Consider the following 15,653-nt stretch of genomic DNA (forward strand, 5'->3'; position numbering starts at 1 on the left):
TGTTTATTCTTTTTATTTATAAGTTAAACAAATGTATTGCTTTTTTTATAGTGAGGTTTTGAACTGAAGAAATTTAATTTCATTCGGTTTAATTTTTAAAACCTTTATATTTGTGAATGAAATTTCTTCGAATATGAAAAAAATTAAAAAAATAGTTGTTGTTGTTTTATCGATTTTAGGTATAGTTGCTATTGCTTTGGTGGTTTATGGGATGTATCTAAAGCCTAAATACAAAGGAGAAATTGATTTAAAAAATATTAAGAAGGAAACCACGGTCTATTTTGATGATTTTGGGGTTCCTCATATTTATGCAGATAATGCCAAAGATGCGATGACCGCCTTAGGTTATGTTCATGCTCAAGATAGATTATGGCAAATGGAATTGATGCGACGCATTGCTCCGGGACGTTTGTCTGAAATTTTTGGTAAAGTTACGCTGAAGAATGACAAGTTTTTTGCCGGTTTGGGTATAGAAGAGGCTTCTGATAAAGCCATTGCAGCTTTGGATAAAAACAGCCCAAGCTACTTATTGGCGATGGCTTATCTCGATGGAATCAATCAATATATCGACGAGGGAGTTAGTCCGATAGAATTTCAGTTGGTTGGGGTAAAGAAAGAAAAATTCACGATCAAAGATGTTTATAATATCTTTGGATACATGGCATTTAGTTTTGCTATGGCACAAAAAACAGATCCGCTACTGACAGATATTCGCAATAAATATGGGATGGATTATCTCAAAGATTTTGGATTAGATGGTTCTTTGGACAAAACAATCATAAAAACAGCAAAGGAAAAGCCACAGGAATTTGCCACTATTTCAAAGTCTGTTGCTGCTTTATTGAAACAGTCACCTGTTGCACCTTTTGTAGGGAGTAACAGCTGGGTTATTGCGCCAAAGAAAACCAAAAATGGCCAAGTAATTTTTGCCAATGATCCGCATATTGGCTTTTCTCAACCGGGAACTTGGTATGAAGCACACTTGGTAACACCAGAATTTGAATTGTACGGTTGTTATCTGGCAGGAACTCCTTATCCTTTGTTAGGCCATAATAGGGAATATGCTTATGGTTTAACCATGTTTGAAAACGATGATATCGATTTGTATCAAGAGCAGAATAAAGCTAATGATGCGAATGAATACAAAACGCCAAATGGTTTTAGCGAATATGAAATTAGAAAAAAAACAATAAAAGTTAAAGATAGTTCTGATGTTGTTTTGAATATAAAAGTGAGTCGTCATGGCCCGCTTATGAATGATTTGATAGATGGTTTAGATCATAAAAATCCGGTGGCAATGTCTTGGATTTATACCCAACAACCCATTCAAATTTTGGAAGCAGTCTATACGCTTTCGCATGCTAAAAATAAAGCTGATTTTCAGCAAGGGGTCAGTCTTATTGCTGCGCCAGGTCTGAATGTGATGTATGGAGATGCTAAAGGAAATGTGGGTTGGTGGGCAACGGGAAAATTATACAAGCACAATAAAAAAGTTGATACTCATTTTATTTTGGATGGCGCTTCTGGCAAAGATGATATTGTTGAGTATTTGGATTTCTCCAAAAATCCTTCGGCTGTAAATCCGGATTGGAATTATGTCTATTCGGCCAATAACCAACCTGAAGCAATTGACGGATTTTTATATCCGGGCTATTATCTTCCGGAAGACCGGGCAAAAAGAATAACCCAATTATTGGATTCAAAATCAAATTGGGATAAGGAGGCAGTTGGTAAAATGATTACCGATGATGTTTCATCCGTAGCACCGGATGTGGTTAGCAATTTAATTTCGGCTTTAGATGGAAATTCACTTTCGAAAAATGAAAAAGAAGCAATTGCTGTTTTGAAATCTTGGAAAGGAGCAAATAATAAAGACGAAGTTGCGCCTACGATTTACAATAAATGGATTTATTTGTATCTAAAGAATACCTTTGAAGACGAACTTGGAGAGGAGAGTTTCAAACAGTTTTTGGGGACACATATAATGAAGCAAATAATTGCCAAACAAGTGGCTAATGACAATTCGCTTTGGTGGGATAATATCGCGACTAAAAATAGAAAAGAAAATAGAAAAGATATTCTTTCCAAGTCATTTAAAGAAGCTGTTGTTAGTTTAGAGAAACAGTTGGGGAATTCAGTTTCAGGATGGACTTGGAACAAAGTGCATATAGTAGAATACAATCATCCTTTAGGTAAAATAGCTGCTTTGAGAAAAATATTCAATGTAGGGCCATTTGAAGTTTCGGGCTCTAATGAAGTGATCAATAATCAAATGTTTGATTTTAACAATGAAGCAAAGTATAGTGTGACCGTCGGGCCGTCAACAAGAAGGATCGTTGATTTTTCGGATGTTGAAAACAGCTGGAGCATTTTGCCAACGGGGCAATCTGGAAATCCTTTGAGTGCCCATTATCGCGATCAGGCTGAAATGTATAATGCTGGGAAATTCAGAAAAATGAAAATGAATAAGGAAGAGATTGTTAAAACATCCACAAAATTGGTTTTTATTCCGGCTGAAAACTAAGGTTTTTAAACTCCTTGAAATAATAAATCAGTAATTTTGTCTAACTTTTATAAAAAATAATGCAAACTCAAAAAAGAATAGCTGTTGTAGGTTCCGGTTTAGTCGGTTCGCTGTTGGCTATTTACCTACGCAAAGCGGGACATATTGTTCATATATATGACAGAAGTCCAGATATTAGACAGATTCAATTCTCGGGGCGTTCCATAAATTTGGCGATGTCCAACAGAGGCTGGAAAGCTTTAGACAACGTAAATGTAGGTGATGCGGTGCGTGAAATCGCAATTCCTATGGATAAGCGCGCTATCCACTTGGTAGATAAGCTTAATTTCCAGAATTATGGACAAGAAGGAGAATGTATTTATTCTATTTCGAGAGGAAGTTTAAATAGAAAAATGATCGATTTGGCTGAAGCTGCTGGTGCTGAATTTTTCTTTGAACAAAAAATTTGGGATGTGACCTTGAAAGAGGCCACTTTGCATATTGGAGAAACCGAAAGAGGAGAATGGGAAGAAAAAAAATATGATATCGTTTTTGGTGCTGATGGTGCTTTTTCGAGAATTCGTCATCGTATGCAACGCCAAAGCATGTTTAATTATTCGCAGGAGTTTTTAAATATTGGATATAAAGAGTTAAATATTCCCGCAAATCCTGATGGTTCCCATAAACTGGATAAAAATTCGTTTCATATTTGGCCAAGAGGGGAATATATGCTCATCGCTTTACCTAATTTGGATGGCAGTTTTACCTGTACTTTGTTTATGCCTTTTGAGGGAGAAAATTCTTTTGAATCGCTCAAAGACAGAAAAGACGTTGAAGCTTTTTTTGAAAAAAACTTCCCCGATTCTATTGATGTAATTCCAAAATTGGCCGAGGATTTCTTCGAAAACCCTACCAGTACCTTAGTAACTATGAAATGTTTTCCTTGGACATATAAAGATAAAATTGCTTTAATAGGCGACGCCTGCCATGCAATTGTTCCTTTTTACGGTCAAGGAATGAATGCCGGATTTGAAGACATATCAGTTCTTTATGAAATGATTGAAAAATATGGAGATGATTGGGTAACTATTTTTTCCGAATATCAAAAATCGCGTAAGCCTAATGCCGATGCTATAGCGGAACTTTCGTATCGCAATTTTTTAGAAATGAGCTCAAAAACGGCCGATGACAAATTCCTTTTGCAAAAGAAAATAGAGAAATGGTTCTCGGATAAACATCCGGAAAAATGGATTCCTTTATATAGTAGGGTAACTTTTAGTGATCGCCCTTATGCAGAGGCTTTGGCTATTGGAGATTATCAAAATGCTATTATGGAGGAGGTTTTAAAGCTGGAGAATGTAGAGGCAATTTGGAACAGTGAAGAGGTGGAGTCTAAAATCTTAGATTTATTAAATAAAGAAGCAACAGTCCAGAATTAAGTTTTTAATTCCGGACTGTTGCTTGTGGGAATTTTAAAATATTATTTTTTCAACATTTTTGTTAATATTCCAAATGCGCCGCGAATAAAAGTAGCGCTTGTTAATACTTTTAAAACTGATTTTCCAACTGCGTCTGCTGTAGTAGATCCTTGCGATGAACTTTTTTTTGCTGCTTTTTGTTCTTCTATTTGTTGTTCTTTTTGGGCGGTTTCTTCATCAATGGCAGCAATTTTTTTATTGAGCATTTCGTAAGCGCTTTCGCGATCAATAAGTTCGCTGTACTTTTTTACTAATTTCGATTTATTGTTGATTTCCTGAATTTCACTTTCGGTTAAAACATCCATTCTACTCATTGGGGCACGCATCATTGTAGCGACAAGCGGGGTAGGAATTCCTTTTTCATTTAGAGCTGTAACTAGGGCTTCGCCAATTCCGAGGCTGGTCAATACTTCATCGGTTTTGTAATAAATAGAAGTAGGATAATTGTCGGCTGTTTGTTTTATAGCTTGACGGTCTTTGGCGGTAAACGCTCTTAAAGCGTGCTGGATTTTCAAACCTAATTGAGCCAATATGCCGCTGGGAACGTCCATTGGATTTTGTGTAATAAAGTAAATCCCTATTCCTTTGGAACGGATCAATTTTACGATTGTCTCTATTTGATCTAATAAAGCCTTGCTGGCCTCTTTAAAAATCAAATGCGCCTCATCAATGAAAACAACGAGTTCAGGTTGGTCTGAATCTCCTTTTTCGGGCATCTGCTGATAAATTTCGGCAAGTAAACTTAGCATGAAGGTGGAGAATAATTTTGGTTTATCCTGAATATCGGTCAAGCGGATAATATTGACGAAGCCTTGTCCGTTTTCGTCAATTCGCATTAAATCGTCTATGTCAAAGGACATTTCTCCAAAAAATAAATCAGCTCCTTGTTGCTCAAGTTCGATAATTTTTCTCAGAATGATACCCGTTGTCGAAGTCGAAATTTTACCGTAGCTCGCAGTGATTTCATCTTTTCCTTCTTCGGTAATATAGTTGATGATTTTTTTTATGTCTTTTAAATCTAATAGAGGCATTTTGTTGTCATCACAATATTTAAATATTATTGACATTACACCGGCTTGAGTATCATTTAAATCTAATATTCTTGAAAATAAAATGGGTCCAAATTCTGAAATGGTTGCCCGAAGTCGTACTCCGCTTTGTTCGGATAAGCTTAATAACTCGACAGGGAATTTAGCCGTTTTATAGGGGATGTTAATCTTTGCATGTCTTTCTGTTATAAAAGCTTTTTCTTCGCCTTCTTTTGCAATACCGCTAAAATCGCCTTTAATGTCCATCATTAATACAGGGATTCCAAGTGCAGATAGTTGTTCAGATAAGACTTGAATGGTTTTGGTTTTTCCGGTTCCGGTTGCTCCAGCAATTAAACCATGTCTGTTTAGGGTTTTTAGTGGGATTTTAACATAAGTATCCGCTAAAGCCTCTCCGTCAAGGATGGCTCCACCTAATATTATGCTTTCTCCTTTTGAATTATATCCTTCAATAATGCTTGCTATGAAATCGTTTTTTATGGTCATAATGTTTTAGTTGAACTTGAATTTTGTGGGTTTTTAACCTTTTAAAAGTAGGTAATTTTAGTAATTAGTGCAATTTTATTCCAATTTTGTTGTTAATAGTTGAAAAAAATATTTTTAACATTGAGTATCGTTGTGTTGCTTATTTATGATGATTAATCACAAAACGATTGTAAATTTTTTTAAAAACATTTGATTTTATTGTGAATGCTGATGATTATTCAAATTGATTAAAAATTACTAAGCTCAAATAGATTAAATTTAATATGAATAAATTTAAAAAAAGTTTTTTTATTTGAACTAAACATATAAATTTGCTCCTAACAAGTTTATTATAACATAAAAATAAATTATTTAAAACTATTAAAATTTAAAAAAAAATGGCAAACGTTAAAAAAGAAAACACTTCAAACGGTGGAGGAATGGTTTCAGGTATGATTATTTTAGCATGTATTGGTGTTGGTCTGTTAATTTGGAAATTTATCATGGGTAACCCTGCGAATTTTGAAGGTGGGAATGCAGAAACTGGACATCCATTGAATACTTTAGGCCAAGTTTACCATGGAGGTATTGTTGTACCGGTATTATTAGGGATGTTATTAATGGTTCTTGTGTTTTCTATCGAAAGATATTTTGTTATCTCTAAAGCAGCTGGTAAAACTAAGCTAGATACTTTTATGACAAAGATACAAACAAGTATCAAAGCAGGAGAAATTGATGAAGCTATCGTTTCTTGCGATAAACAACAAGGATCTGTTGCAAATGCAATTAAATCAGCATTAGTGAAATACCAAGCAGTTAAAAAAGAAGGATTTAATAGTGAAGAAGCTTCTGAGACTATTCACAAAGAAATAGAAGAGGCAACTTCTCTTGAAATGCCAATGTTACAAAAAAACATGACAATTATTTCATCTTTAGTTTCATTAGGAACTCTTATTGGATTGTTAGGAACAGTTTCTGGTATGATTAAAGCGTTTGGTGCACTTGCTGCTGCCGGAACTCCTGATCAAGCAGCTCTTGCAGCCGGTATTTCTGAAGCACTTATTAATACTGCTACAGGTATTGGAACTTCTGCTGTTGCAATTATTTCTTACAACTTCTTTACTTCTAAAATTGATGATTTGACTTACTCTATTGATGAGGCAGCGGTATCAATTGTAAATACTTACAGAAGATTCAGAGGAAGTTTGAAGCAATAATTAGGTTGATATTTATATCAAATAAAAAACAAAAAGAATGGCTAAAATAAATATAAAAAAGAATGCGGGGTCTACTGATATGACCGCAATGTGTGATGTCGCATTTCTATTGCTTACCTTCTTTGTAATGACTTCGACAGCTAAGATTCCGGAAGCATTGCCTGTAGATACGCCTACTTCAACAGTTCAGACAAAATTACCTGAGACTGATTTGGCTACTTTAACTGTAGGAAAAGGAAAAGTTTTTTTTGATTTGAAAGGAAAAGAAGTTCGAATCAGAACCTTAGAGTTGATGGGCGAAAAATATGGTGTGGCTTTTTCTGAGGAAGATAAAAACACATTCTCAAGGATGGATGATTTTGGTGTGCCACTTCTCAATCTTAAACAAATCATTGACATGAAAGCGGCTGATAGAAGTAAAGCAGGGCAACCTGGTATTCCAGCAGACTCGCTTGATAATCAGTTGAAAGACTGGATCTATAATGCACGTATTGCAAATATAGAGGTGAATGATAAAGAATTGCAAGTCGCTATTAAAGGTGATGCAAAAGAAGAATATCCAGCCATTAGAAAAGTGATGGATATGTTGCAAGATCAAAAAATCAATAGCTTTAGTTTAGTTACTGGTTTAAGAGGAAAAGATTTTTAATAAAAAAAATACACTAAAATGGCTGAATTAAATACCGACGACGGTGGAGGCAAAAAAGGTGGTAAAGTAAGAGCTAAAAAAGCAAACGCAAAGGTAGATTTAACTGCTATGGTGGATTTAGCTTTCTTATTAATCACATTCTTTATGCTTACTACGACGTTGTCTAAACCTCAATCGATGAACTTGGGGTTGCCAGATAAAGATCCGAGCAAAGATAACGTAGATATGAAGGTTGACGAAAATCGTACTATGACAATTATGTTGGGTGCTGACAATAAGTTAGTTTACTACGTTGGTTTGTTGGCTACTCCTATTGCAGGTCCAAAGGAATTGCCATATGGTAAAGACGGTATACGTAAGGAGATTTTAACTAGAAAGAAGTCAGTATTAGAGTATACTGGAAACAAGGATAAAGGTATGATTGTAATTATCAAGCCTAGTAAGAAAGCAAATTATAGAAATGTAATTGATATACTAGATGAAATGGCAATTTCTGATGTTCCGACCTATACTATTGTTAATGATTTTTCTCCTGAAGAACAAAAATTGTTAGAAGGAAAATAAGAGCAATCTTGTTTTCTTAATAACCTAATAATTAAGAAAAATGAAATTAGACATATTAAAAAATCAATGGCTTGAGATCGTATTCGAAGGACGTAATAAAGTTTACGGAGCTTATGAGTTAAGAAGAACCAATAGAAAAACTACTATTAAAGCGCTTATTATTGGGGCTATTTTTTTTAGTATTGCTGTTGCTGCTCCTCTAATCATGGACTTAATTCCTAAAGGAGAAGACCAGGATATTGACAGAGATATTAAAATCACTGCAGTAAAACTACCTCCAAAGAAGAAAGAAGAGCCTAAATTAAATGTTCCACCACCACCACCACCACCACCAAAAGTGGATCAGGTTAAGTTTGTGAAGCCAGTAGTGGCTAAGGCAGAAGAAGTGACTGAAGAGCCACCGAAAATTGTTGAGATCAAAGAAAAAAAGATAGGTGCTGAAACAATTAAGGGAGATCCAGATGCAGTATTAACTGTAGCACCAGTAGGTACAGGGCCAAGTAAGGTTGTGGAAGAAGATAATCAAATTTACAACACGGCTGGTATCGAGGTGAAACCTGAATTTCCTGGTGGAATTGAGAAATTTTACTCTTTTGTAGCGAAAAATTACCGAGCACCTGAAGAAGAAGGTCTTAAAGGAAAAGTATATGTGACTTTTGTTGTAGAAAAAGATGGTTCGTTAACTGATATTAAAGTATTAAGAGATATCGGTTACGGTACTGGAAAAGAAGCTATGAGAGTGTTACAAAAATGTCCAAAATGGAATCCTGGGGTTCAAAATGGAAAACCGGTAAGGGTGCTTTATTCTCTTCCGATAACTATTCAAACTGCAGAGTAATGTTGGATAAAATTTGTAGAAATATTCAGAAGAAATCGCTTAAAGAGCGATTTCTTCTCGTTATAGGAATTTTGTTTTTTCTGACCTACCTTGTTTTAGGTTTATTTATTATCTTTATGAAGAATTTTCCCTTAGATATGAGTGCAAGTTACAGACTTGTTTTTGGGGTTCTTTTGATCGTATATGCCGCTATCAGGTTTGTGCGTATTATTAACGATAATAAAGATTAAATTATGAGAAATTTTGTAAAACTTCAGTATGTTTCAATTCTTTTTATAACTGTATTGTTCATTAGCTGTAAGCAGTCAGATGGTACTACAAAAGAAAAAGAAACGATTTTAAAAGGTTCTGCTACAATTCTGGTAGATGAAAGTATAAAGCCCTTAATTGAGGATCAAATTGCTGTTTTTCAAAGTGATTATAAAGCTAAAATTAGTTTAGAGGCTAAGTCTGAAAAAGAAGTACTAAGATCTTTCCTTAATGATACTTCGCAAATTGCGATATTGCCTAGAACTTTAAATGCAGAAGAGTTAAAGCATTTTAAAATTCTTAAGATTAAACCAAAAATCACAAAGATAGGAACTGACGCCATTGCATTTATTTCTAATAAAAAGTCAAACGATACTTTAATTGCCTTGGAAGATGTGATTCATTTCATGCAAGGAAAGGATCAAAAATCTATTAAAGGTCTGGTTTTTGATAATTTAAATTCGAGTACCGTTCGTTACATGACTGAGTTAGCGGGGATTAAGGAGGTTCCTAAAAAAGGGATTTATTCTTTTAAAGTCAATGAGGATGTCGTGAAATTTGTTTCTGAAAATGATGGGATGATAGGGGTTGTAGGTTTAAATTGGCTTTATCAACCATCTGCAGAAATCAAGAATTTAATAAAGGATGTCCATGTATTGAGTGTAAAAGCGGTAGATAAGAATGGTTTTTTTGCTCCAACACAAAATAACTTGGCAGAAGGAGCTTATCCTTTGGCACGTGATTTGTTTATAATAAATTGTCAGGGTTATAATGGATTAGGAATGGGCTTTGCTTCATTCGTAGCAGGAGAGGTTGGTCAACGTATCGTTTTAAAATCAGGATTATTGCCTGTAAGAGTACCTGGAAGAAAAGTTGTTTTTAAAACCAAGCAAACCGAAAAAAGTAAATAAGAATAAATCAAATAAAGTTAAAATGAACAAATTTAAAATTTTAAGTGTTGCCTTTTTGGCTTCCGTATCCGTCACACAAGCTCAGGATATAAATCAAGCTAAGAAAGCAATTGACGCCGAACAATTTGAAAATGCTAAATCGACTTTAAAATCGATAATTAAAACGAATCCAGCAGAAGGAACAGCTTTCTTTCTTTTAGGAAATGTTTATCTTATTCAAAATATTGCAGATTCAGCTAAAATGACCTATCAAAATGGGTTAACTGCTAAGGATCATGCGCATTTAAATCAAATAGGTCTTGGTCAAATCGATTTGGACAATGGAGATGTTGTAGCCGCGAAAGCTAAATTCGAATTGGCTAAAAAAGAAATGAGAAAAAAGGATTTTGAAGAGTATGTATATATTGCTCGTGCTTATATGAATGCATCTAAGCCTGATTATAAATCGGCGATTCAGACTTTGAATCTGGCAAAAGAGCGCAGTGGGCAGGAAGCACAGGTGCAATTGGCTTTAGGGGATGCTTTTTATGGCGAGAAGAATCAAAATGAAGCTTATGCTGCTTATAGAAATGCTTTTCAAGCAGATAATTCAATGATAAGAGCCAAAATGCAGTTAGGTGTTTTGCTAAAAGGTGCAAAAGCATATACTGAAGCAGTAACGGCTTATAATGATGTAATTGCCATTAGTCCTAATTATGGTCCGATTTATAGAGAATTAGCTGAGACTTATTATTATTGGGCTGCAAATGTACCAGGAAGATATGATCAATATATCAAAGAAGCCTTGTCTTATTATGAGAAATATATGGCTCTTACTGACTATTCTTTGGCTTCTCGTATGCGTCATGCTGATTTCCTTATTTTGGCAAAAGACTATAAAGCTTTAGAAGTTGAAGCTAATAAAATGAAAGAAATTGATGCTGTAAACCCAAGAATTTATCGTTATTTAGGATATTCAGCTTATGAAAATGGTAATGTTGATTTGGCTATCAAATCATTGAATGATTTTATTGCTAACCCATCTAATAAAGTGATTGCTCAAGATTACTTATATCTAGGTTTAGCAAAAATTAAAAAAGGAACTAGTGCAGATGGAGCGACTATCAATCCAGCCCTTTTTAATGAAGGTGTAGCTTCTATTAAGAAAGCGGTTGAGATGGAAGAGTATATTGCTAATGACCTTAACGAAGTGGCTACAAAGTTATACGGTCAAAAAATGTATAAAGAAGCCGCAGCGCTTTTGGAGATTGCAGTAACGAATGTTGAGTCTAAGAATTATCTAATTGATAATTTCTACTTAGGAACATCAATTTATTTTGCTAACGCAAATGTTACTGCGGATCAAAAACCAGACTTTGTTGCATTACAAAAAGCAGATACTGCTTTAGGGAATTTAATTACGGGTTCTCCTACTACGCAAGATGCGTACATCTACAGAGCTAGAGTTAATGGTTTATTAGAAAAGCCAGCAATGATGATTCAGTATTATGAAGAATTTATTAAAGTTGTAACAGCAAACGGAGCTGAAGAACTAGCAAAGTCTTCAACTAAGGCAAAACTTATTGAAGCTTACAACACTATCGCTGCTAATTCTAGCGATACGGTAAAAGCTAAAGAGTATTTTGCTAAAACACTTGCAATTGATCCGGCGAATAAATTCGCAACAGAATCTTTGAAATCATTAAAATAATATTTGTTTTGATTTTTATAAAAAAAACCGATAGTTTAAGTACTATCGGTTTTTTTTTATGTTGCTATTTTACCGAAATTGTTAATTAATATTAAAGCGCATCTTTAATCATTTTGATATTATTAAATCGACTCCTTTTCAAATTAACTATCTTTGCACTTTAAATTACAATAATGTTATCAAAAGAAATACAATTAGAAGTTAATAAAGGTGCCATGCTTCCGTTGATGGAAGAGTTTTACACCATTCAAGGTGAAGGTTTTCATACAGGAACGGCTGCTTACTTTATTAGAATTGGTGGGTGTGATGTAGGTTGTCATTGGTGTGATGTTAAAGAAAGCTGGAATTCAGAATTGCATCCTCCTACTGCTGTTGACAGAATTGTCGACAATGCGAGTAAATATTCTGAAACGGTAGTGGTAACTGGAGGAGAGCCTTTGATGTGGGATATGAATCTTTTGACTCAAAAACTAAAAGAGAATAATCGAAAAGTGCATATAGAGACTTCTGGGGCTTATCCTTTATCAGGAACTTGGGATTGGATATGTCTTTCTCCAAAGAAAAATAAATTGCCTACCCAAACAGTTTATGATAGTGCTCAGGAATTGAAAGTGATTATTCATAATAAACATGATTTTATTTTTGCAGAAGAACAGGCAGAGTTAGTTAATGACAATGCTATTTTGTTTCTTCAGCCGGAGTGGAGTAAGAAAGAGGAAATGACTCCGATGATAGTGGATTATGTAATGAACAATCCAAAATGGAGAGTTTCGCTTCAAACACATAAATATTTGAATATTCCTTAGACTATAATGAAGAAGTATAAAAGCCAAACATTAATTATTGTTTGGCTTTTTTATTTAATGTTGAAGATTGTCTAGATGGAAAGCTTGGCTAAATAATCATAATGCTCGCCTTCAAGAATTAATTCGCAATGTAATCCATTGTCTATTGCTGCATTTTGTAATGTGTTGTAGTCAAGGTAAAGCCATGGAAAAGCTTCTTCCTTTTCATTTTTATAAGTAATGGAAAATTCTAATTCGCCATAATAATCATTGCTAGGAATCCATTTACCTCCATCTTCGTCTTCGTCAAACATGTAAATGATATCCGAGGAATCAATCAGTATTTGACCGTTCGTGTTTAAAAGAGTTTTTAATTTTTGAAGATACTTGGGAAGATTGTTTACTTTTCCAAATATTCCGGTGCCATTCATTAGCAATAAAATGGTATCGTATTTTTCCTTTGAATCTAAATCCAGCATGTTTATAGTTTTGGCATGCAAAACCCCTCTTAATTTACAGGCTTCAATAGCATTTTTAGAAATATCAATGGCTGTAACATCTAAGTTTAGTTCGTTTTGCAGGTATAAACTGTGGCTTCCTGCTCCGCATCCTATGTCAAGAATTTTTCCTTTGGCTAGTTGCAGTGCTTTTTGCTCTAGTGGAGGCATATCTGCAAAGGATCGAAATAAATAGGCAACGCTCATTTCATCAGCTTCAGATATGGTGGTTTCAGTAATTAAATCCTCTGGGGAGTTGTTAGTTTGATAGTCTAGTATGGCTTGGCCAAAAAGGTCTTTCATCTTTTTTGTTTAAAGTTTCAGGTTTCAGCTTTCAAGTTTGTTACTTTTGTGGCTCCAACTTTAAATTGTAAACTTGAAACAAATTTTAAATAATCTTCCTAAAGAAGCCAAAGATAAGCATATTGAAAACAAAAAGTATTTCGATAAGCTCAAAAAGAAAACGCCTAAAAATTTAGATTATGTAATGCAAGATTTACATGATGCTGAATTTAAAAAAATAGATTGCTTAAAATGTGCCAATTGCTGTAAAACAACGGGGCCATTATTTACTCTTGCGGATATTGAGCGTGTTTCAAAATATTTAAGGCAAAAACCACAACAGTTTATTGAGCAATATTTGCAGATTGATGAAGACAAAGATTATGTTTTGCAAAGTGTACCTTGTACCTTTCTTGATAATGAAAATGCTTGTATGATTTATGATGTACGTCCAAAAGCCTGTAGAGAGTTTCCTCATACGGATAGAAAGAAGTTTCAGCAAATTTCTGATCTTACTTTGAAAAATGTTGCCATTTGTCCAGCTGCTTTTAATATCGTAGAGGAAATGAAAAAGAAATTGCCGCTTTAAATAATCTGAAAAACATCATGGCTTTTATTGAAGAGCGCTCATGTAATTCAACGCTGGAAACTTTAATGTATATTTGCATTTAAACTAATACTTAAAACTTGAATTTAGAATACTTTATCGCTAAAAGGCTTATAACTGCCAAGGATTATAAAAGTAGTATATCGGCACCGATTATTAAAATTGCCATATCGGCAATCGCTATCGGTATGGTTATGATGATAGTTTCGGTAGCAACTGGAATTGGTCTGCAACAAAAAATTAGGGAAAAAATTGCTGCTTTTAATGGCCATATCATTATATCAAATTTTGATAGCAATCAGTCAGAAACGACTTTGGTACCAATTTCTAAAAATCAAGATTTTTATCCGAAGTTTAATTCGGTTAATGGAGTAGAACATATTCAGGCAATTGCTAGTAAGGCTGGAATTATAAGGACGGAAACGGCTTTTGAAGGGATAATTTTTAAAGGAGTTGGTTCAGATTATAAATGGGATAATATAAAGGAATATCTTGTTGCAGGAAAATTGCCTGATTATTCTAATATAGTAAATCAAGAGGTTTTGTTGTCTCAATTTTTGGCTAATAGATTAAATTTGAAAGTCGGAGATGTTTTTAATACTTTTTTTATGAAGGAAGGGCAAAACAAATTGCCTAATAGTCGTAGATTTAAAATCACAGGTATTTTTAATTCCGGATTTCAAGAATTTGATGCTTCTTATATAATAGGTGATATTCGGCACATTCAGCGTATTAATAAATGGAAGCCGGATCAAGTAGGAGCTTTTGAAGTTTTTGTTGCTGACTTTGATAATATTAAAACGGTAGGAGATCAGGTTTATGAGCACACAGGTTCTACGCTTGATACAAAAACGATAATAGAAAAATACAGTTATATATTCGAGTGGTTGCAATTATTCGATTTCAATATTATTGTTATCTTAATTGTGATGATTGTTGTTGCTACCATAAATATGGTTGTGGCGCTTTTAGTGCTTATTTTGGAGCGTACGCAAATGATAGGAATTTTAAAGGCTTTGGGAGCTAGTAATTGGAGCATTAGAAAAATATTTTTATACAATGCCTCTTACCTTATTCTTCGCGGACTGTTCTGGGGGAACCTAATAGGGATTTCTATTTTGTTAATTCAGCAATATTTTGGGGTTATCAAGCTTAATCCAGAGAATTATTATGTAGATCAAGCTCCTGTTTATTTGAATTTTGGATACATCGCATTATTAAATCTACTTACAATTAGTGTTTGTTTCTTGGTTTTGTTGATTCCTTCCTATATAATAACAAAAATTTCTCCAGTCAAAGCCATCCGTTTTGATTAAATAGATCTGATTATTATGATACAATAGAATTAGTTGGGAGCTTCTTCCTGCTATTCGCTACAATCTTCCAGTCCGAACGCCGTCCTGGAAGGATTTTCGCTGCTATCAGGGCTAGGGGGTGGTTTTAAAATCTACTTTTGCTAGTATAAAGAGAAGCTTATGATGTTTGTTTTGTGGTTAAATGGCTTTGTTTTTATAAAGAGTGTTTTAAAATTCGAAACTGCACGATTCCAAAACTCACGTTTTCAGTTATTTAAAATTAAAGTTAATAAATCATTAAAATAAAGCGATTAAAAAGCTTGAATATTTCAATAAAGGTGGTAGTTTTGCAGCCGCAACAGCGCAGACGTTCTTACTTTTTTAATGAGAAGCAAAACTTTGAGATTAGAGTAATTTAATTGGGAAAAAGAGTTGTGAGAAATAAAAGAAGTAATTATCTTTGCCGCCCCGAAAGGGATCAAGTTCATATACAGATTGAGTGAGTGGAAACGTTGAGAAATCGGGTTTCAGGTGAGAGAAAAACGAGATTAAATTTTCGAAAAAAAAACTTTCC

At 34.2% G+C, this 15,653-nt stretch carries 13 protein-coding genes; 11 read left to right on the forward strand and 2 right to left on the reverse strand.

The window, feature by feature from the left end; all coding sequences use genetic code 11:
• The first annotated feature begins 133 nt into the window (after positions 1-133).
• Together BUB25_RS10100 and BUB25_RS10105 are read left to right on the forward strand one after the other, a co-directional pair.
• Entirely contained in the window at positions 134-2,524 is a 2,391-nt protein-coding gene (locus BUB25_RS10100) for a penicillin acylase family protein (protein WP_072943787.1), read from the forward strand.
• Between the two features lie 59 nt (positions 2,525-2,583).
• Positions 2,584-3,942, forward strand: a complete 1,359-nt coding sequence (locus BUB25_RS10105) for an FAD-dependent oxidoreductase (RefSeq protein ID WP_072943789.1) — start codon at positions 2,584-2,586, stop codon at positions 3,940-3,942.
• A 41-nt stretch (positions 3,943-3,983) separates the two neighbouring features.
• Here BUB25_RS10105 and BUB25_RS10110 read toward each other — a convergent pair whose 3' ends face one another.
• Positions 3,984-5,516, reverse strand: a complete 1,533-nt coding sequence (locus BUB25_RS10110; protein ID WP_072943792.1) for a helicase HerA-like domain-containing protein — start codon at positions 5,514-5,516, stop codon at positions 3,984-3,986.
• Between the two features lie 377 nt (positions 5,517-5,893).
• On the opposite strand from BUB25_RS10110, the gene BUB25_RS10115 reads away from it, so the two are divergent.
• The 7 genes from BUB25_RS10115 (at position 5,894) to BUB25_RS10150 (ending at position 12,419) form a co-directional block, all read left to right on the forward strand.
• Positions 5,894-6,712 (forward strand): MotA/TolQ/ExbB proton channel family protein, encoded by an 819-nt coding sequence (locus BUB25_RS10115; RefSeq protein ID WP_072943794.1) that lies wholly within the window; start codon positions 5,894-5,896, stop codon positions 6,710-6,712.
• A gap of 37 nt (positions 6,713-6,749) precedes the next feature.
• Positions 6,750-7,361, forward strand: a complete 612-nt coding sequence (locus BUB25_RS10120; RefSeq protein ID WP_072943796.1) for an ExbD/TolR family protein — start codon at positions 6,750-6,752, stop codon at positions 7,359-7,361.
• 18 nt (positions 7,362-7,379) lie between these two features.
• Complete coding sequence (locus BUB25_RS10125; protein WP_072943798.1) at positions 7,380-7,925, forward strand: ExbD/TolR family protein; 546 nt, start codon at positions 7,380-7,382, stop codon at positions 7,923-7,925.
• Between the two features lie 40 nt (positions 7,926-7,965).
• Positions 7,966-8,763 (forward strand): energy transducer TonB, encoded by a 798-nt coding sequence (locus tag BUB25_RS10130; RefSeq protein WP_072943800.1) that lies wholly within the window; start codon positions 7,966-7,968, stop codon positions 8,761-8,763.
• Positions 8,764-8,996: 233 nt separating this feature from the next.
• Positions 8,997-9,923 (forward strand): PstS family phosphate ABC transporter substrate-binding protein, encoded by a 927-nt coding sequence (locus tag BUB25_RS10140; RefSeq protein ID WP_072943804.1) that lies wholly within the window; start codon positions 8,997-8,999, stop codon positions 9,921-9,923.
• 22 nt (positions 9,924-9,945) lie between these two features.
• On the forward strand, positions 9,946-11,613 hold the full coding sequence (locus BUB25_RS10145; RefSeq protein ID WP_072943841.1) for a tetratricopeptide repeat protein: 1,668 nt from the start codon (positions 9,946-9,948) through the stop codon (positions 11,611-11,613).
• 173 nt (positions 11,614-11,786) lie between these two features.
• On the forward strand, positions 11,787-12,419 hold the full coding sequence (locus BUB25_RS10150) for a 7-carboxy-7-deazaguanine synthase QueE (RefSeq protein WP_072943806.1): 633 nt from the start codon (positions 11,787-11,789) through the stop codon (positions 12,417-12,419).
• Positions 12,420-12,490: 71 nt separating this feature from the next.
• Here BUB25_RS10150 and BUB25_RS10155 read toward each other — a convergent pair whose 3' ends face one another.
• Entirely contained in the window at positions 12,491-13,198 is a 708-nt protein-coding gene (locus BUB25_RS10155; RefSeq protein WP_072943808.1) for an SAM-dependent methyltransferase, read from the reverse strand.
• 73 nt (positions 13,199-13,271) lie between these two features.
• On the opposite strand from BUB25_RS10155, the gene BUB25_RS10160 reads away from it, so the two are divergent.
• Entirely contained in the window at positions 13,272-13,766 is a 495-nt protein-coding gene (locus tag BUB25_RS10160) for a YkgJ family cysteine cluster protein (RefSeq protein WP_072943811.1), read from the forward strand.
• Between the two features lie 98 nt (positions 13,767-13,864).
• A complete protein-coding gene (locus BUB25_RS10165; protein ID WP_072943813.1) occupies positions 13,865-15,100 on the forward strand; it encodes an ABC transporter permease in 1,236 nt (411 codons plus the stop codon).
• Positions 15,101-15,653: the final 553 nt, after the last annotated feature.

It is taken from the genome of Flavobacterium granuli, assembly GCF_900129705.1.
Lineage (GTDB): Bacteria > Bacteroidota > Bacteroidia > Flavobacteriales > Flavobacteriaceae > Flavobacterium > Flavobacterium granuli.

Excerpts from the sequence above, each read along its gene's own strand:
- BUB25_RS10130 (WP_072943800.1), top strand. The coding sequence starts at position 7,966 with ATGAAATTAGACATATTAAAAAATCAATGGCTTGAGATCGTATTCGAA.
- BUB25_RS10120 (WP_072943796.1), top strand. The coding sequence starts at position 6,750 with ATGGCTAAAATAAATATAAAAAAGAATGCGGGGTCTACTGATATGACC.
- BUB25_RS10145 (WP_072943841.1), top strand. The coding sequence starts at position 9,946 with ATGAACAAATTTAAAATTTTAAGTGTTGCCTTTTTGGCTTCCGTATCC.
- BUB25_RS10125 (WP_072943798.1), top strand. The coding sequence starts at position 7,380 with ATGGCTGAATTAAATACCGACGACGGTGGAGGCAAAAAAGGTGGTAAA.
- BUB25_RS10100 (WP_072943787.1), top strand. The coding sequence starts at position 134 with ATGAAAAAAATTAAAAAAATAGTTGTTGTTGTTTTATCGATTTTAGGT.
- BUB25_RS10140 (WP_072943804.1), top strand. The coding sequence starts at position 8,997 with ATGAGAAATTTTGTAAAACTTCAGTATGTTTCAATTCTTTTTATAACT.
- BUB25_RS10105 (WP_072943789.1), top strand. The coding sequence starts at position 2,584 with ATGCAAACTCAAAAAAGAATAGCTGTTGTAGGTTCCGGTTTAGTCGGT.
- BUB25_RS10150 (WP_072943806.1), top strand. The coding sequence starts at position 11,787 with ATGTTATCAAAAGAAATACAATTAGAAGTTAATAAAGGTGCCATGCTT.
- BUB25_RS10155 (WP_072943808.1), bottom strand. The coding sequence starts at position 13,198 with ATGAAAGACCTTTTTGGCCAAGCCATACTAGACTATCAAACTAACAAC.
- BUB25_RS10115 (WP_072943794.1), top strand. The coding sequence starts at position 5,894 with ATGGCAAACGTTAAAAAAGAAAACACTTCAAACGGTGGAGGAATGGTT.
- BUB25_RS10110 (WP_072943792.1), bottom strand. The coding sequence starts at position 5,516 with ATGACCATAAAAAACGATTTCATAGCAAGCATTATTGAAGGATATAAT.